Source organism: Mycobacterium sp. PTI7, assembly GCF_056679845.1.
The window spans coordinates 5,533,994-5,550,970 of record NZ_CM155252.1; the positions used below are offsets into that span (position 1 = coordinate 5,533,994).

General features: G+C 70.8%; 16 protein-coding genes. 8 read left to right on the forward strand and 8 right to left on the reverse strand.

Annotated elements, in window-relative coordinates:
* Positions 1 to 7 precede the first annotated feature (7 nt).
* The 3 genes from AC1MEY_RS26580 to AC1MEY_RS26590 are packed head-to-tail and all read left to right on the forward strand — an operon-like array spanning position 8 to position 1,981.
* Positions 8 to 499, forward strand: a complete 492-nt coding sequence (locus AC1MEY_RS26580) for a GNAT family N-acetyltransferase (RefSeq protein WP_480228328.1) — start codon at positions 8 to 10, stop codon at positions 497 to 499.
* The gene (locus AC1MEY_RS26585; RefSeq protein ID WP_480228329.1) at positions 496 to 1,638 is read left to right on the forward strand and encodes an LLM class flavin-dependent oxidoreductase; all 1,143 of its coding nucleotides are present in this window, start codon (positions 496 to 498) and stop codon (positions 1,636 to 1,638) included. The genes AC1MEY_RS26580 and AC1MEY_RS26585 overlap by 4 nt, the downstream gene beginning before the upstream one ends.
* A gap of 49 nt (positions 1,639 to 1,687) precedes the next feature.
* Positions 1,688 to 1,981: a hypothetical protein gene (locus tag AC1MEY_RS26590; protein WP_480228330.1), complete on the forward strand. Its 294-nt coding sequence runs from the start codon at positions 1,688 to 1,690 to the stop codon at positions 1,979 to 1,981.
* Here AC1MEY_RS26590 and AC1MEY_RS26595 read toward each other — a convergent pair.
* Both AC1MEY_RS26595 and AC1MEY_RS26600 read right to left on the reverse strand, forming a co-directional pair.
* Positions 1,978 to 2,712 carry a class I SAM-dependent methyltransferase gene (locus AC1MEY_RS26595; RefSeq protein WP_480231684.1) on the reverse strand — a complete coding sequence of 245 codons (735 nt, stop codon included), beginning with the start codon at positions 2,710 to 2,712 and terminating at the stop codon, positions 1,978 to 1,980. The two genes, AC1MEY_RS26590 and AC1MEY_RS26595, sit on opposite strands and share 4 nt — an antisense overlap.
* A 2-nt stretch (positions 2,713 to 2,714) precedes the next feature.
* Complete coding sequence (locus AC1MEY_RS26600) at positions 2,715 to 3,443, reverse strand: MBL fold metallo-hydrolase (protein WP_480228331.1); 729 nt, start codon at positions 3,441 to 3,443, stop codon at positions 2,715 to 2,717.
* Between the two features lie 59 nt (positions 3,444 to 3,502).
* Between AC1MEY_RS26600 and fgd the strand changes: the two genes are divergently transcribed.
* Positions 3,503 to 4,513: a glucose-6-phosphate dehydrogenase (coenzyme-F420) gene (gene fgd / locus AC1MEY_RS26605; protein WP_480228332.1), complete on the forward strand. Its 1,011-nt coding sequence runs from the start codon at positions 3,503 to 3,505 to the stop codon at positions 4,511 to 4,513.
* 3 nt (positions 4,514 to 4,516) lie between these two features.
* Here fgd and AC1MEY_RS26610 read toward each other — a convergent pair whose 3' ends face one another.
* Entirely contained in the window at positions 4,517 to 6,430 is a 1,914-nt protein-coding gene (locus AC1MEY_RS26610; protein ID WP_480228333.1) for a hypothetical protein, read from the reverse strand.
* 126 nt (positions 6,431 to 6,556) lie between these two features.
* Here AC1MEY_RS26610 and pta point away from each other — a divergent pair, with 126 nt between their 5' ends.
* From pta to AC1MEY_RS26625, 3 genes are all read left to right on the forward strand, one after another.
* Positions 6,557 to 8,653, forward strand: coding sequence for a phosphate acetyltransferase (pta, locus tag AC1MEY_RS26615; RefSeq protein WP_480228334.1), 2,097 nt, complete (start codon positions 6,557 to 6,559; stop codon positions 8,651 to 8,653).
* Positions 8,650 to 9,798 (forward strand): acetate kinase, encoded by a 1,149-nt coding sequence (locus tag AC1MEY_RS26620; protein WP_480228335.1) that lies wholly within the window; start codon positions 8,650 to 8,652, stop codon positions 9,796 to 9,798. The genes pta and AC1MEY_RS26620 overlap by 4 nt, the downstream gene beginning before the upstream one ends.
* Positions 9,799 to 9,893: 95 nt before the next feature.
* Positions 9,894 to 10,757, forward strand: coding sequence for an endonuclease domain-containing protein (locus AC1MEY_RS26625; RefSeq protein WP_480228336.1), 864 nt, complete (start codon positions 9,894 to 9,896; stop codon positions 10,755 to 10,757).
* A 78-nt stretch (positions 10,758 to 10,835) separates the two neighbouring features.
* On the opposite strand, the gene AC1MEY_RS26630 is transcribed toward AC1MEY_RS26625, so the two are convergent.
* The 4 genes from AC1MEY_RS26630 to glnX form a co-directional block, all read right to left on the reverse strand.
* Positions 10,836 to 11,021 carry a long chain fatty acid-CoA synthetase Faa4p gene (locus AC1MEY_RS26630; RefSeq protein ID WP_480228337.1) on the reverse strand — a complete coding sequence of 62 codons (186 nt, stop codon included), beginning with the start codon at positions 11,019 to 11,021 and terminating at the stop codon, positions 10,836 to 10,838.
* Between the two features lie 124 nt (positions 11,022 to 11,145).
* Positions 11,146 to 13,395 carry a serine/threonine-protein kinase PknG gene (locus AC1MEY_RS26635; RefSeq protein ID WP_480228338.1) on the reverse strand — a complete coding sequence of 750 codons (2,250 nt, stop codon included), beginning with the start codon at positions 13,393 to 13,395 and terminating at the stop codon, positions 11,146 to 11,148.
* Positions 13,395 to 14,348: a glutamate ABC transporter substrate-binding protein gene (locus AC1MEY_RS26640; protein WP_480231685.1), complete on the reverse strand. Its 954-nt coding sequence runs from the start codon at positions 14,346 to 14,348 to the stop codon at positions 13,395 to 13,397. Before AC1MEY_RS26640 ends, AC1MEY_RS26635 begins: the two co-directional genes overlap by 1 nt.
* A 5-nt stretch (positions 14,349 to 14,353) precedes the next feature.
* A complete protein-coding gene (glnX, locus tag AC1MEY_RS26645) occupies positions 14,354 to 15,673 on the reverse strand; it encodes a protein kinase G-activating protein GlnX (RefSeq protein ID WP_480228339.1) in 1,320 nt (439 codons plus the stop codon).
* 136 nt (positions 15,674 to 15,809) lie between these two features.
* On the opposite strand from glnX, the gene AC1MEY_RS26650 reads away from it, so the two are divergent.
* A complete protein-coding gene (locus tag AC1MEY_RS26650; protein WP_480228340.1) occupies positions 15,810 to 16,316 on the forward strand; it encodes an NUDIX hydrolase in 507 nt (168 codons plus the stop codon).
* On the opposite strand, the gene thiE is transcribed toward AC1MEY_RS26650, so the two are convergent.
* Positions 16,300 to 16,971 carry a thiamine phosphate synthase gene (gene thiE / locus AC1MEY_RS26655; RefSeq protein WP_480228341.1) on the reverse strand — a complete coding sequence of 224 codons (672 nt, stop codon included), beginning with the start codon at positions 16,969 to 16,971 and terminating at the stop codon, positions 16,300 to 16,302. The two genes, AC1MEY_RS26650 and thiE, sit on opposite strands and share 17 nt — an antisense overlap.
* Positions 16,972 to 16,977 lie beyond the last annotated feature (6 nt).

Consider the following 16,977-nt stretch of genomic DNA (forward strand, 5'->3'; position numbering starts at 1 on the left):
GGAGGTGATGACAACCAGTGGAGAAGTCACCTTCCTGGCGGTCGGCCAGAACGATCCGCTGGCCGCACCGCTGCTCGCCGAACTCGCGGTCGAGTACGCCACCCGGTACGGCGGCACCGTCGAGGGCGTCGCTCGCTGGCTGCACGGCCACCCGCCCGACGAGTTCGCCCCGCCCGATGGCGCGATGGTGATCGGTCAGGTCGACGGAGTGCCCGTCACCGGCGGCGCCTTCCGCCGGTTCGACGAGTCGACCGCCGAGCTGAAGCGCATCTGGACCGACGGCGACCACCGGCGCCGCGGCTACGCCAGGGCGATGCTCGCCGTCCTCGAGGCCGACATCGTCGCGCGCGGTTACCGGCGGATCTATCTGACCACCGGCGACAAGCAACCCGAGGCCGAGGCGCTCTACCTCGCCACCGGCTATCGGCGGTTGACCGAGCCGCTCCCCACCGTGGGCGACGAGGTCTATCCGGTCGCCTTCCTCAAGGAGCTGCCGTGAACGTTCCGCTGTCGATCCTCGACCTCTCCCCCATCAGCGCGGGCGCCGACGCGGCCACCGCGTTGCGCAACACCGTCGACCTCGCCCGGCACGCCGAACGCTGGGGCTATCAGCGGTACTGGGTGGCCGAGCACCACTTCGTCGCGGTCGCGGGGTCGTCGCCGGCCGTGCTGATCGGGCAGATAGCCGCGGCCACCGAACGGATCCACGTCGGCGCCGCCGCCGTCCAGCTCGGCCACACCACCGCGGTCGCGACCGTCGAGAGCTTCGGCATCCTCGACGCCTTCCATCCCGGCCGCATCGATCTCGGGGTCGGCCGGTCCGGGCAGCGTCGGCGCGAGGCCAACGACGCCCGCAAGCCCCCGCCGCCGACGCCGCGCAAGGAGTGGCACGAGGTCGACGGCGTCGTCGTACCCGCTCCGTTCGACCTGCGGATCCTGATGCGCAACCCGATCCTCAAGGCGCGCATGGGTGTTCTGCAGCAGGCCGGTGCGCTGACCCCGGACTTCGCCACCCAGGTCGACGACATCCTCGCGATGCTCGACGGCCACTTCACCGTTGACGGCCACGAGACGCACGTCGTACCCGGCGAGGGAGCGCCCCTGCGGCCGTGGGTGTTCGGCAGCAGCAAGGGCCAGAGCGCCGAGGTCGCCGGTGCGCGCGGGCTGCCGTTCGTGGCGAGCTACCACATCACGCCGGCGACGGCGCTCGACGCCGTCGAGGCGTACCGCAACGCGTTCCGCCCGTCGACGGCACTCGCGGAGCCCTACGTCGTGGTGTCGGCGGACGTCGTGGTCGCCGATGACCACGACACCGCGGTGCACCTGGCGTCGAGCTACGGCCGCTGGGTGTACGCCGTCCGCACCGAGGGCGGGGCGGTGCCGTACCCGGACCCCGACCACTGCGAGCCGCTCGATCCCGAACAGGCCGAGGTCGTGAAGGATCGCACCGCAACGCAATTCGTCGGCGACCCCGACGAGGTCGCGCACCGGCTGGAGGCCCTGCAGCGCGTCACCGATGCCGACGAACTGATCGTGACGTCGGTGACCCACGACCACGCCGACCGGCTGCGCTCACACCAGCTGATCGCCGAGCGCTGGGGCCTGGCGCCGTCCGATGCGCGAACCGCGACGTCGTAATACGACGGGACCGCCGTGAGGGAGCGGCTCGACCTCTAGCTTTGAGGGTGTGCTGACGCAACTGGTGGTGGGGTGGCTGCTGCTGGCGGCCGCCGTGCTGGTGTTCGTCGGCGGCTTCGTGTTCCGCGCGATCATCGGTCAGTACCGGCACGCCGCGGTGGTGCAGCGCGTGGTCCGGGGGCTGCGGCGCAACGTGGTGGGGCGGGTCCTGTTCGGCCGCGTCGCGGAGGACGCCCTCGACGACGTCGAACTCGACTCCATGATCCTGATGCCCGCGATCACCGTGTCCTGCGGCCTGTGCCTGACCTCGATCTTCCTGCTCGGCATCGAAGTCCTGACCTAGCGCAGCGCGCACACCACCGCGAGTGCGTCGTTGGTGGCGTCGACGCCGCCGTCGCCGATGCACTCCAGCAGGCGGGACCGCAGCAGCGCCCGGGCGTCGGCCTCCAGCGTCAGCACCGCGGAGTAGGTCGTGACCATGTCGATCCAGTCGCCGGTGCTGAAGTGCAGGTCCTCGCCGTACGCCCGCCGCTCGTTCGCGAACCCGGCCTGCTCGAGGAGGACGCCCAGCCGCTCGGAGCGTTCGATGCCCTCCGACGGCCGCCGCCAGTCGCCGATGATCCCCGCGTAGGCGGCGTCGAACTCCTCCAGTGTGGGACGGTCCTGCACGATCCGGTTCCACAGCAGCGCGAGCCGGCCGCCCGGGTTCAGCAGCGCGGCGACCTTGGCCAGCGCCGACGCCGGCTCCACCCAGTGGAACGACTGCGCGAAGACCACCAGGTCGAAGGTGCGCCCGGCCGGCGCCCACTCCTCGAACGTCGCGACGTCGACGGGAAAGCCCTTGGCAGCGGCGATCGCCGCCATCTCCGGATCGGGTTCGACGGCGACCACGTCGGCACCGGCGTCGGCGAGCTGCTTCGACGCGATGCCGGTGCCCGCGCCGACGTCGAGCACCGTGGCGCCCGGTTGCGCGACGAGGTCGGCGATCAGGGCAGCGGGGTAGGTCGGGCGGAACCGGTCGTACTGCGCGGCGGCCGCTCCGAACGAACTCGCGCGCCTGCGGTCGTCGTGCAGCGTCACCGCGCGGCCTGCTCGGCCGCCTCGCGGATGGGACCGCGCCACACCGGGCCGTGGCCGGGCAGGACGACGTCGGTGTCGAGCAATCCGAGCGCGGCGAGACTGCGCACGCCGGCCGCCTGATCGTGGTTGAAGAGGTCCGGCAGGAGCTGCGGACCCTTGCGCGTCGACACCGGGTGTCCGGTGACCAGCGCGTCGCCGCTGACGAGGATGCCGTCGACCACGTAGGAGCAGTGCCCGCCGGTGTGGCCCGGCGTCGGGATGGCCATGGGGGTGCCCGGCAGCGCCGCGGCGACCTCCTCGGTGAGCGCGTGTGCCGTGGGGATGCCGTCCCGCACCAGCGCGCCCTTGCGGCCGATCGTCGCCGACCACAGCGCGTAGCGCGGCTGCCACATCTTCAGCGCGAGATCCACCAGCGACACCTGCTCGAGGTATTCGCGGTGCGCGTGGCCCACCTCGGCGGCGTGGCAGAACACCGGTGTCCCATGGGTTTTCGCGAACCAGATCGCCGAACCCATGTGGTCGACATGGGCGTGCGTCAGCAGGATCGCGTGAATGTCGTCGATGTCGAAGCCGAGTTCACGCACCGACTCGACCACTTCGTCGCGTTGACCCGGGAAGCCGGCGTCGATGATCACCACACCACTGCCATCGGTGACGAGCGTCCAGTTGACCAGGTCGGTCTGGGCGAAGTGCACGGATTCGGTGATGGCTGTCAGGGCCGCCATGGGAGAAGTGTATCGAGACGGATGGAATATCCCCGTCACGTCAGGAGTAGAAAAGAAGCGTGGCTGAACTCAAATTGGGATACAAGGCGTCGGCGGAGCAGTTCGCCCCGCGTGAACTCGTCGAGCTGGCCGTGGCGGCCGAGGCGCACGGCATGGACAGTGCGACGGTCAGTGATCACTTCCAGCCGTGGCGCCACGAGGGCGGGCACGCCCCGTTCTCGCTGGCCTGGATGACCGCCGTCGGTGAGCGCACCACTCGGCTGGTGCTCGGCACCTCGGTGCTGACCCCGACGTTCCGCTACAACCCGGCGGTGATCGCCCAGGCGTTCGCGACCATGGGCTGCCTGTACCCCGACCGGATCTTCCTCGGTGTGGGCACGGGCGAGTCGCTCAACGAGATCGCGACCGGCTTCGAGGGCGAGTGGCCTGAGTTCAAGGAGCGCTACGCCCGGCTGCGCGAGTCGGTGCGGCTGATGCGCGAGCTGTGGCTCGGCGACCGCGTCGACTTCGACGGCGAGTACTACAAGACCAAGGGCGCCTCGATCTACGACGTTCCCGAGGGCGGCATCCCGATCTACATCGCCGCGGGCGGGCCGCAGGTGGCCAAGTACGCCGGCCGCGCGGGTGACGGATTCATCTGCACCTCCGGCAAGGGCGAGGAGCTGTACAAGGACAAGCTCATCCCCGCGGTCAAGGAGGGCGAGGAGGCGGCCGGCAAGGCTCCCGACGCCATCGACCGGATGATCGAGATCAAGATCTCCTACGACACCGATCCCGAGGCGGCGCTGGAGAACACCCGCTTCTGGGCGCCGCTGTCGCTGACCGCCGAGCAGAAGACGAACATCCACGATCCGCTGGAGATGGAGAAGGCCGCCGACGAGCTGCCCATCGAGCAGGTCGCGAAGCGCTGGATCGTCGCGTCGGATCCCGACGAGGCCGTCGAGAAGGTCAAGGACTACGTCGACTACGGGCTCAACCACCTCGTCTTCCACGCGCCGGGCCACGATCAGCGCCGCTTCCTCGAGCTGTTCCAGCGCGACCTCGAGCCGCGCCTGCGCAAGCTCGGCTGACGACTACCCGCGGGCGCGTCGTCGGAGGACCAGCACGACCGCGATCGCGAGCACGGCGGCGGCCGCCAGCGCCACGACCAGCCAGACCCACCAGGGCCTGCCCTCGGTCGCGGTGACGGCGGGCGCGGCCGTCGACTGGTCCATCCGGACGGCCAGTTCGACGGTGCCGCCGGCGACGCCGGTGGCCACCACGTCGCCGGTCAGCGTCGCCCACCTGCTCTCGAGGCCGCGGACGTAGTCGAACGTCTGGTCCAGGAGACCGGTGCCGCCGGACGTGTCGATCGACAGCACCATGCGGCCGTTGTTGGGGTACGCCCCGATGACGCCCAGCGGACCGTTGAGGTCGATGCCGGTGACCGGCGTGCCCTCGACGTCGACGGAGTTCTCGCTCGTCCGCAGCAGCGGCGGTGGCATGCCCCTGCGGGCCAGGTCCCCACCCGGCGCGGCCACCAGCAGGCCGGCACTGTTCGACGCTGCGGCGTCCAGGGTGGTCACGTTCGGCCGCAGTGCGACCGTCGACTGCTGGGCCATCAGGTTGATCGCCTGGGCGACGTAGCCGAGTTGTTCGACGTCGTCGACCGCCACGTCGAACTCCGGGGTGAATGCCATTGGGAGCAAGGCGAATCCGCCACGGTCCGTGCCCGCCGGGCGCACGGTGACGCGCGACTGCGGGTCGACCGCGAACGTCATGCGGTCGAGGACGTCCGAGCAGGCTCTCCTCGGGGCGTAGCGCACCTCGAGCGCCACGGGCACGTTGGAGGTGATCGCGCTCCGCGGGACGTCGGCGGTCAGGTCGACGGTGCCGGACTCGTCGAGCAGGGCGGAGGCGAGCACCGAACTGCCGGACCGGATCAGCAGCGAGGCATCGGCGTTGGTCACCGGCGTGTACTTGGCCAGCACGTGCACCGTCGCGCCGTCGATCGGTCCCGATGCGAACGCCGACGCGTCGAAGCCCACGAAGAGGGTCGTCACGCCCAACACCGACGTCTCGGCCTTCACCCCGAGGTCGGCGAACGAGAGGCTGTCGGTGGTCCTGGGCGTGCCCCGGTCCAGTGACGTCACCGAGGCCGACGCGGTCTGGGCCAGGCCGAACCGCCGGTCGGTGAACAGGTCCACCTGCCGCAGCAGTTCCTCCCCTCGGCCGGAGATGGTCAGCACCGCGGCCGGGGAGTCCGGGTTGTCGACGGTCAGCCCGGCCCGGTCCGCCTCGACGATCGCGATGGTGCGCTGCGTGCCGACGCCGTCGTTCAGCGGCGGTGCGGCGGCGGTCGAGACGTCGACGCGCACCGGCATCGGCCGGTACAGCCGGGTGAGTTCGGCGACCAGGACCAGCGCGGCCTGCTGCTGGTCGCGGGTGGGGTTCTCACCGATCGAGATCGTGACGCGGTCGACGTAGCCGGGCAGGAAGTCCGCGACCGTCCGCGGGTTCGGCGTGGGCCCGGAGTACGTGGTGGCCAGCTGGCTCAACGTCACCGACGCGGGCTGTCGGCACCGGTCGGCGCCGACGTCGTCGACGTCGCGGATCACGAACGTCAGCGTCGCGACGCCGGTGAGCACCTGGGCCGCCGCCACGTCGACGACGAACGGCGCCGACGGCACGTCGAGGGGGATCGGGGCGCTGCCGAGCACCACGCCCCGCCCGTCGAGGACGTCGACGCGGCCGGCGACCCGGGTGGCCGCCTCGATCGTCCCGGTCAGGACGGCGGGCGAAACACCCTGCGGGACCGGCATGTCGATCTGGGTCGGCTCGTTGGAGCCGGCGACCTCGACGCGGTCCGACAGTCCGAGCTGGGCCCATCCGATCGCGGGCGACGGGGCCTCCTCGGCGTGCGCGCGAGGCGCGGCGGGCGCCGCCAACGCGGCGACGACGGCCGAGGCGACGAGGAGGTGCAAGAGTCGCGGCAAGAGTCTGGTCATCGTTCTCCCTCGTGCGGGTCGCCGGCGAATTCGTACGGTACGCCGCCGGGGGCGTCAGCAACCGGGACTTCGGCAGTCCGGGGGAGGGGTGTGGCCGGAACGATGCGGATGCGGAAGGCTGTGGGGGTGGCTGAAGGTCCCGGCAAGCAATCCAGCAGCACGTCCATCTACGTCGCAGCCCCCGAGGGCGACACCGGCAAGTCGACCGTCGCGCTCGGCATCCTGCACCGGCTCGCCGCGACGATCGCGAAGGTGGGGGTGTTCCGGCCCATCACGCGCATGGGCGAGGAGCGCGACTACATCCTCGAGCTGCTGCTCGCGCACACCACGGCGGGCCTGAGCTACGAGGACTGCGTCGGCGTCAGCTACCAGCAGCTGCACGACGATCCCGATTCCGCGCTCGGCGACATCGTCGACCGCTTCCACCAGGTGGCACAGCGGTGCGACGCCGTCCTGATCGTCGGCAGCGACTACACCGACGTGGCCTCGCCCAGCGAACTGAGCGTCAACGCCCGCATCGCGGTGAACCTCGGCGCGCCGATCGTCCTCACCGTGCGGGCCGCCGACCGGACGCCCGAGGACGTCGCGCACGTCGTCGAGTTGTGCCTGGCCGAGATCGCCGGGCAGCACGCGCACACCGCGGCCGTGGTCGCCAACCGCTGCGCACCCGGGGAACTCGACGCGGTGGCCGCCGCGCTCGCGCGGATCCAGTCCGACGACGTGAAGTGCTACGTGCTGCCCGAGGAACCGCTGCTGATCGCGCCGTCGGTCGCCGAACTCCGCGACGCCGTGCACGGCACGGTGATCAGTGGTGACGACGACCTGCTGAACCGGGAGGCGCTCGGCGTGCTCGTCGCGGGCATGACGGCCGACCACGTGGTCGAGCGGCTCACCGAGGGCATGACGGTGATCACCCCGGGTGACCGTTCCGACGTCGTCCTCGCCGTCGCGAGTGCGCATGCGGCAGAGGGGTTTCCGTCGCTGTCGGGCATCATCCTCAACGGCGGACTGCCGCTGCACCCGTCGATCGCCGCGCTGGTCGAGGGGCTCCGGCTGCGGCTGCCGATCGTGGCGACCGACCTGGGCACCTACGACACCGCGCGGGCCGTCGCGCAGACCCGGGGCCGGGTCACCATGACGTCGCAGCGCAAGGTGGACACCGCCATCGAGCTGATCGAGAAACACGTCGACACCGCGGATCTGATCAAGCAGCTGTCGATCGCGGTCTCGACGGTCGTCACGCCGCAGATGTTCACCTACCAGCTGCTCGACCGCGCCCGGGCGGACCGCAGGCGGATCGTCCTGCCCGAGGGCGACGACGACCGCATCCTCAAGGCGGCGGGGCGACTGCTCAAGCGCGCGGTGGCCGACCTGACGATCCTGGGCGACGAGCCCGCGGTGCGGGCGCGTGCCGCCGAACTCGGCGTCGACCTGTCGGACGCGACGGTGATCAACCCGCAGACCAGCGAGCTGTGCGACCAGTTTGCCGAGCAGTACGCCGAGATGCGCAAGCACAAGGGCGTCACCGTCGAGCAGGCCCGCGAGACCATCCACGACGTCTCGTACTTCGGCACCATGCTGGTGCACAACGACATGGTCGACGGCATGGTGTCCGGCGCCAAGCACACCACCGCGCACACCGTGCGGCCGGCGTTCGAGATCATCAAGACGCTGCCCGACGTGTCGACGGTGTCGAGCATCTTCCTGATGTGCCTGGCCGACGAGGTGCTGGCCTACGGTGACTGCGCGATCGTGCCGGACCCGACGTCGGAACAGCTGGCGGACATCGCGATCTCGTCGGCACGCACGGCAGGCCAGTTCGACATCGAGCCGCGGGTGGCGATGCTGTCGTACTCCACCGGTACCTCGGGCACCGGCGCCGACGTCGAGAAGGTCCGGGCGGCAACCGAACTGGTGCGCGAGCGCGAGCCGGACCTGATGGTCGAGGGTCCCATCCAGTACGACGCCGCCGTGGAGCCATCGGTCGCGGCCACCAAGATGCCGGACTCGAAGGTCGCCGGACGCGCGACCGTGCTGATCTTCCCCGACCTCAACACCGGCAACAACACCTATAAGGCGGTGCAGCGCAGCGCCGGGGCCATCGCGATCGGGCCGGTGCTGCAGGGCCTCAACAAACCCGTCAACGACCTGTCCCGGGGAGCGCTGGTCGAGGACATCGTCAACACCGTCGCGATCACGGCGATCCAGGCGCAGGCGCTGTGACCGCCGACCGCACCGTGCTGGTGCTCAACTGCGGGTCGTCGTCGCTGAAGTACGCGGTGGTGGAACCGGATTCGGGTCGACAGCGCGCCGACGGCATCGTCGAACGCATCGGGGACGCCGGCGGGCCACCCGACCACGAGGCGGCGCTGCGCACGGCGTTCGACCAGCTCGCCGAGGACGGCCACCACCTGGAGTCGCTCGGTTTGGTGGGCGTGGGCCACCGGGTGGTGCACGGCGGGCCGGATCTGCACCGGCCGACGGTGGTCGACGACGCGCTGATCGCCAAGGTGAAGGAACTCTCGCCGCTCGCCCCGCTGCACAACCCGCCGGCGCTGATCGGCATCGAGGTGGCGCGCACGATGCTGCCCGACCTGCCGCACGTCGCGGTGTTCGACACGGCGTTCTTCCACGACCTGCCCGCGGCGGCCGCGACGTACGCGATCGACCGGGAGGTGGCCGCGCAGTGGCACGTTCGCCGCTACGGGTTCCACGGCACGTCGCACCAGTTCGTCAGCGAGCAGGCGGCCACGTTCCTCGACGTGCCGCTGGAGTCGCTGAACCAGATCGTGCTGCACCTCGGCAACGGGGCGTCGGCGTCGGCGGTCGCCGGTGGGCGGCCGATCGACACCTCGATGGGCCTGACCCCGATGGAGGGGCTGGTGATGGGCACGCGGTCCGGCGACGTGGATCCCGGTGTGCTGGTGTACCTCTGGCGCGAGGCCGGCATGTCGGTCGACGACATCGAGACCATGCTGAACAAGCGGTCCGGCGTGCGTGGCCTCGGCGGGGAGACCGACTTCCGCGAGTTGCACCGCAGCATCGACGCCGGTGACGCCGACGCACGCCTGGCCTACGACGTCTACATCCACCGGCTCCGCAAGTACGTCGGCGCCTACCTCGCGCTGCTGGGCAGGACCGACGTCATCACGTTCACCGCGGGCGTGGGGGAGAACGACGCGATCGTGCGGCGCGACGCGCTGAGCGGGCTGGCGACGCTGGGCATCGAACTCGACGACGACCGCAACGACGGCCCCGACCGTGGGCCGCGGCGCATCTCGTCGGACTCGTCGCCGGTCACGGTGCTCGTCATCCCCACCGACGAGGAACTCGCGATCGCGCGGGCGTGCGCGTCGGTGGTGGGTTAGCCGGTCATCCCCAGAGCGGGTTTCGTCCACAGCATGCTGCCACTGCGCGCGGTCACGGCCGCGCGGTGTCCGACGTCGGCTTCAGCGTCGCTCCCATGGAACACGACGACTGGCCCTTCCTCGGACGAGAAGCGGTGCGCCGCGGCGACGTCACGGCTCGCCGCCTGCAGAAGGACTTCCGCGCGGTGTACCGCAACGTCTACGTGGCGAAGCGTGCGCCTGTCACCGCCCTGACCCGTGCGCGGGCCGCATGGCTGTGGGCGGACGGGAACTGCGTGCTGACGGGTTTGTCGGCCGCTGCGGTCCACGGTACGAAGTGGATCGACGCCGACCTGCCGGCCGAGTTGAATCGCGTTGACCGACACGGTCCCTCGGGCATCTTGTGCCACACCATGGCGCTCGAGCCCGACGAGTGCTGCGTGGTGGACGGCATGCGGCTGACCGCACGGGAGCGCACTGCCTTCGACATCGGCCGCACCATCCGCGGCGATCAGGGCATCGTCCACCTCGACGCGCTCGCCCACGCCACGCGATTAGACGGGGCGGCGGTCCTGGCGCTCGCCGATCGGCACCCGCGGGCCCGTGGCGTGCGGATGCTCCGTGCCGCCATCGAGGAGATGGACGGCGGCGCGGAGTCTCCGCGGGAGACCGCGCTGCGACTGCTGCTCGTTCGTGCCGGCTTGCCGAGGCCGGAGACTCAGATCGAGTTCCTCGACCGCTACGGCAGGGTCCGCGTGCGGGTCGACATGGGATGGCGCGAATGGCGGGTGGCGGTCGAGTACGACGGGGTCCAGCACTGGTCGGACCGCCGACAGCGATCGTGGGACATCGACCGCATCGCGATGCTGGAGTCGCGGAGGTGGGCAGCGGTTCGGGTCAGCGCGGAGTTGATGACCAGGCCCGACGTGATCGTCAGGCGGGTCCTGGAGAAGCTACGTGCGGCGGGCTGCCCGATCTGACTCGTCGACTGTGGGGGTTGTGCGCACCGCTACTCGGCGTTCGCATTCAGAACCCACACACTCGAGGGCCCGGACGAACTAGTCGCGTACCCACACGGCGACGAAGCCGATCGGGATGCCCGTGCGGACGGCGATGCACTCGCGGGCGGTGGCCTCGGCGTCGGCGCGGCGGACGACGTGCACCACCGCGGAGATCTCGGGGATGGCCACCTCGAACAGGCCGCCGTCGCGAGTCACGGTGACCTCGAAGAGCTGTCCTGCCATCGGGCGGAGGGTGCGGTGCCGGACGGTGCGGGTGCGGTGAGCGACGTTCGCGCGCATGAGGTGCTTCCTGATCTTGGAATCGGGCCGCGCGCAAAGATACAGCCCACGGAGCGGGGCCGCCAAATCAGAACGTGCTCAGCGGGCGCACGCTGTTGGCCAGGTCGACCAGCGCATACCGGTGGGCCTGTGACGGCGCCAGCCGAGCGAGTCCCCGCAGCGACGCCTCGACGCCGAGTTGCAACCCGTGGTCGGTGAACGGGAAGCCAAGAATGTGGTTGGTGCTGGCCGTGTTGTCCACCAACCAGTCCATCGCGGTGCCCAGGACCAGCGCCCGGATCTGCAGCACGCGGGGTTCGGTGTCGGGGAGGGCCTCCACGCGCCGGGCGGCGTCGCGGATCTGCTGCTCGGTGACCTCGCTGCCGGACCGGCCGGACAGCAGCGTGACCGCGCTCGTCAGGCGGGCGGTGGTGAAGTGCCGTGAGGTGGGCGGTACCTGGTCGAGCGTCTTGACCGCGGCGTCGCGCTCACCGGCCGACGACTGTGCCCGCGCCAGGCCAAAACCGGCGGAGATCACACCGTTGTCGGTGCACCACACCGTGCGGTAGAACGAGCGCTCGTCGGACGCGCCGGACAGCTCGGCGGTGGCGGCGAGCGCCAGCTTGGGGGCCAGCTCGCCGGGCAGGGTGTCGAGCACCTCGGAGAAGTGCTTCATCGCGGCGTCGTAGTCGGCCGACAGCAGTTGCGCCACACCGCGGAACCACGAGATGCGCCACCGCCAGCCGACCCGGTCGGCGAGGTCGTCGAGCTTGCGGTTGGCCTTCGCGACGTCGCCGAGGTCGAGCAGCGCCCGTACCTCCATCAGCGGCAGCTCCACCGACTCGGACAGGTCGATGCCCTCGGACTCCAGCGCGCCGTGCCGGGCCGCGCGCAACGAGTCCAGCGTCTGCACGGGCTGGCTCAGCAGCGTCGCCGACAGCACGGTCGCGCCGACGTCGGCCGGGTCGACCATCGGCACCTGCAGCGCCCGGACGATCTCCTGCGCGGTCAGCTTCTCCGAGTGCACCTGGCCGTCGAGGTACACGTCCGTGTGCGCGACGAGGAGGTCGACGCCGAACGTGGAGCGCGACGGGCTGAACACCGTCGACAGGCCGGGCCGCGGGACGCCGCTGTCCCGGGCGACCACCTCGCGCAGCACGCCGATCAGCTGGCTGGACATCTCCTCGGCGCTCGCGAACCGGCGCCGCGGGTCGGGATCGATCGCGCGCCGCAGCAACCGGTGAAACGAATCGTATTGCGTCAGAACGGGATCGTCCTCGGGCAGGCCGTCGACGTAGCGGCCGTCGCGCGTCTTGAGGTCCAGGGTCAGCGAGGCGAGGGTGCGGCCGACGGTGTAGATGTCGGTGGCGATCGTCGGGCCCGTCTTCACGATCTCGGGCGCCTGGTAACCCGGTGTGCCGTAGAGGAATCCGTAGGAGTTGATCCGCGACACCGCGCCGAGGTCGATCAGCTTGAGCTGCTCCTCGGTGACCATGATGTTCTCGGGCTTGAGGTCGTTGTAGACCAGGCCGCTGGTGTGCAGGAACGCGAGTGCGGGCAGGATCTCGAGCATGTAGCCGATGGCCTGGGCGACGGGCAGCTTCTTGCCCTTGACCTGCTTGAGCGACGTGCCGCCGACGTACTCCATGACGATGTAGCCGACGGGATCGCCGTGCTTGTCGTCGTGCTCGACGAAGTTGAAGATCTTCACGATCGCCGGGTGCGTCACCTCGGCGAGGAACTGCCGCTCGGCCATCGCGATGGCCTGCGCCTCGGCGTCGCCGGAGTGCACCAGGCCCTTGAGTACGACGGGGCGGTCGTTCACGTTGGTGTCGAAGGCGAGGTAGATCCAGCCGAGTCCGCCGTGGGCGATGCAGCCCTTGATCTCGTACTGGTCGACCACCATGTCGCCGGGTGCGAGCTGCGGCAGGAAGGAGTACGGGCTGCCGCAGTGCGGGCACCAGCCCTCCGACAGTGCCGCGCCGTCGGACGTCGACCGGCCGACGGGCTTGCCGCAGTTCCAGCAGAACCGCTTGGCCTCGGCGACCACCGGGTTCTTCATCAGGGCGGCGAGCGGGTCGCGGGCGCGTACCCGCGGCACCTCGACCAGGCCGCCACCGAGGCGCCGGTACGGCGACCACCGTCGCGTCATCGCGATGGTCTGGTCGCGGGGCTCGGTCTCGACGGTGGTGGCGCGCTCGCTACCCGTCGAGTCGTCGAAGTCGGGCCGGAAGACGGCCTGGGTCGCCATCGGCCGCATGGTGGCCAGCGAGTCGTAGGCCATCACGTCGGCGGGCTGGGTGCCCGGGTAGTCGTCGTCGTCCACGTCGTCGGCCATCAGCGCTCGTACCTCGGGACGGGCGGCGACGGCGCGGAGCCGAGGACCGACAACCACTTGCGGTACAGCGTGTTCCACGTACCGTCGCGGCGGATGCGCTCCAGCGTCCCGTTGACGAACCGCACCAGGTCGTCGTTGTCCTTGCTGACGCCGATGCCGTAGGGCTCGGAGTTCATGCTGTCGCCGACGATGTGCAGGTACGGATCCTGCGCCACCAGGCCGGCGAGGATGGTGTCGTCGGTGCTGACGGCGTCGACCTGCCGCTGCTGCAGCGCCACCAGGCAGTCGGCCCACGTGACGACTTCTACCACCATCGGCGGCGGGTCGATCTGCCGCACCCGCTGCAGCGACGTGGTGCCCTTCACCGCGCACACCCGCTTGCCGGACAGGTCCGATGTCTGGGCGATCGGCGAGTCCCGCGGCGCGAGGATGCGCTGGTTCGCCGACAGGTACTCGGTGGAGAAGTTGACCAGTTCCTTGCGGGCGCAGGTGATGCTCATGGTCTTGACGACGATGTCGACCTGGTTGTTCTGCAGCGCTGTCACGCGGTCGGCCGACGACAGGATGCGGTACTCCACCTGCGAGGGCGTGTCGAAGATGTCGCGCGCCACCTCGCCCGCGATGTCGACGTCGAAGCCGGTGATCTCGCCGGTGATGGGGTCGCGGAAGCTGAACAGGTTGCTGCCGATGTCGAGGCCGACGATGAGCCTGCCGCGGTTGCGGATGTTCTGCACCGCCTCCTCGGCCTGCGACCGGGTGGGGAACGGACGGAGGCTGGCCGTGCAGTCGTCCTCGTCGGCGACCGGCGCCTGGACGGGGGCCGGCGGCGCCTCCTCCATGCCGGCGGGCGTCGGCGGTGCGAGCGTGACGCTCGGGGTGTTGAGGGCGGGCGCGGATTCGCTGCACCCTGCGAGCAGCGCCACGGCGGCGACGGCGGCGAGCACCCTGCGCATCGCGGTCACCGGTACTCGCTGAGCCGCGGCCACAGTCCGAGCGCCACCGCGAGTGCGGCCATCACGCTGAGCACGGCGGCGCCCACGGTCGCGCCGGACAGCACCCGCCGCGCGTTGACGATGTCGCTGCGCAGCTGCTGACGGCTCTCGGCGATGCCCTTGCTGAGGGCGGCGTCGAGCTTGTCGAACGCGGGCGTCGAATCGTCCTCGCCGGTGCCGAGCGCCACCTGCGTCGCGGCCTGGTAGTTGCCGACGGCGATGTAGGCGTTGATGCGGTCGTCGGCGGCGCGCCACCGGCGCAGCAACTGTTCGGCGTCGACGAGGTCGGTCTTGTCGATGGCGTCGTCCCGGTTCAGGTACGTCGAGAGTTGTTGCTGCATGGTGTCGATGCGCTGGTAGTAGGACTGCTTGCGGACGCCCTCGTCACCGCGCCGGATCAACGACAGCGTCTCGTCGGCGCGGGCCTGCTGGGCGGTGATCGCCATGGTGGTCACGGTCTTGAGCGATTCGGCGGCCGTGCTCTTGGCGCTGCGGCTGTCCAGCGTCGAGATGATCAGCGCGATCCCCACCCAGACGATCATCACCAGCACGGCCAGCCCGCCGACCACGAAGCCGACGTTCACGCGGCGGCGGGTATGCCGGGACAGCCACCGGTTGGCGAACACGCCGAACAGGATCGTGGCGAGCACCACCAGGATCACCGGCGCCGGGATCCTCGTCGACGCCGTGGTCTCGGAGTCCACCCGCTGCGAGGTGTCCTCGTAGAGCCGCTGGGCGTCGGGGAGGATCTGCGTCTGCATCAGCGACGACGCCTCGGACAGGTAGGACGAGCCGACGGGATAGCCGGCGCGGTTGTTGGTCCGCGCCGTCTCGACCAGGCCGGTGTACACCGCCAGCTGGGCGTTGATCCGGCCGAGCAGCTGGATCATGTCCTCGTCGGTCAGGCCGCTGGACGCCCGGGTGAGCGCGACGGCGGCGTCGGTGATGGCCTGCTCGTAGCGCTGCCGCACGGGCCGCGGCTCGGCGCCGGCGATGAACGCGGTGGCGGCGGCGGCATCGGCGACGGACAGCGTCGTGTACAGCTCGCCGGCGGCGAACGCCAGCGGTTCGGTGTGGTCGAGCACGGTGGTCAGCGCCTGCTGACGGTCGTTGATGGTCGTCGACGTCGCGAACGCGGATGCCATCACCAACGTCGACAGCACGACGCCGATCGTGAGGATGCGTCCGGGCGTGGTCCAGAGGAACCACCAACGCGGGTGGGCCGGTGTGGTCGGCGACCGCGACGCCAGAGGTTCGGTGGAAGGGTGCGCCAACTCCACAGTCACCTGTGCGCGGACCTCGACTTTCCGGCGGCCGGTAGGGGTGTTCCGAATTCTATGAAAGAAGTCTAAGAGTTCCCGGCGCGACGTGGTGGATATCCGGGACACGTGCACGTTTCGATGGGGTTTCTATCCTGGTGTGGTGCGAGGTGACGGTGACGGCTGGGTGCTGTCGGACGACGGTGCTCATTTCTGGGGTCGCTACGGGGCGGCGGGTCTGCTCCTGCGCGCTCCGTGGCCGGGTGGCAGCGCGGCGGTGCTGCTGCAGCACCGCGCGGTGTGGAGCCATCAGGGCGGGACGTGGGGGTTGCCCGGCGGTGCCCGCGACAGCCACGAGACGCCCGAGGAGGCGGCGGTCCGCGAGGCCAACGAGGAGGCCGGCCTGACCGCCGACCTGATGACGGTGCGCAAGTCCGTCGTCACCTCGGAGGTGCCCGGCCCGTCCGGTCCGGCGTGGAGCTACACCACCGTGATCGCCGACGCGAGCGAGATGCTGCCCACCCGGGCCAACCGGGAGAGCGCGGAGCTGCGGTGGGTCGCCGAGGACGACGTCGACGGGCTGCCGCTGCACCCGGGCTTCGCGGCGAGTTGGGACCGGCTGCGCGCGCTGACCGCGGTGATCCCGCTGCTGGTCACCGGGCAGGACTGAGCGCGGCCTTCAACTCGGCCGCCGCGGCGGTGGGGTCCTCGGCGGCGGTGATGGCCCGCACCACCACGATGCGGGTGGCGCCCGCCTCGAGCACGGCGGGCAGCCGCTCGGCGTCGACCCCGCCGATCGCGAACCACGGCTTGTCCCCGGCCGACGCGGCCGCGTGGCGTACCAGGTCCAGGCCGGGCGCGTGCCTGCCGGGCTTGGTGGGCGTCGGCCAGCACGGGCCCACGCAGAAGTAGTCGACCTCCTCGGTCACCGCCGTCGCCACCTGGGCCTCGTCGTGGGTGGACCGTCCGATCAGCGGCCCGGGGCCGACGACGTCGCGGGCCACCAGCAGCGGCAGGTCGTCCTGTCCGAGGTGCAGCACGTCGGCGCCCGCCGCGCGGGCGAGGTCGGCGCGGTCGTTGACGGCGAGCAGCGCGCCGTGGCGGCGGGCCGCGTCGGCGAGGACCTCGAGTGCGGCGAGTTCGCCGCGGGCCTCCAGCGGTCCGAACTGCTGCTCGCCCGCCGACCCCTTGTCACGCAACTGGATCAGGTCGACGCCGCCACGCAGCGCTGCGTCGGCGAATTCCGCGAGGTCGCCGCGCTCCCGGCGGGCGTCGGTGCAGAGGTACAGCTGGGCGGACCGGAGCCGTTCGCGGGGTTGTCGCACACGCCC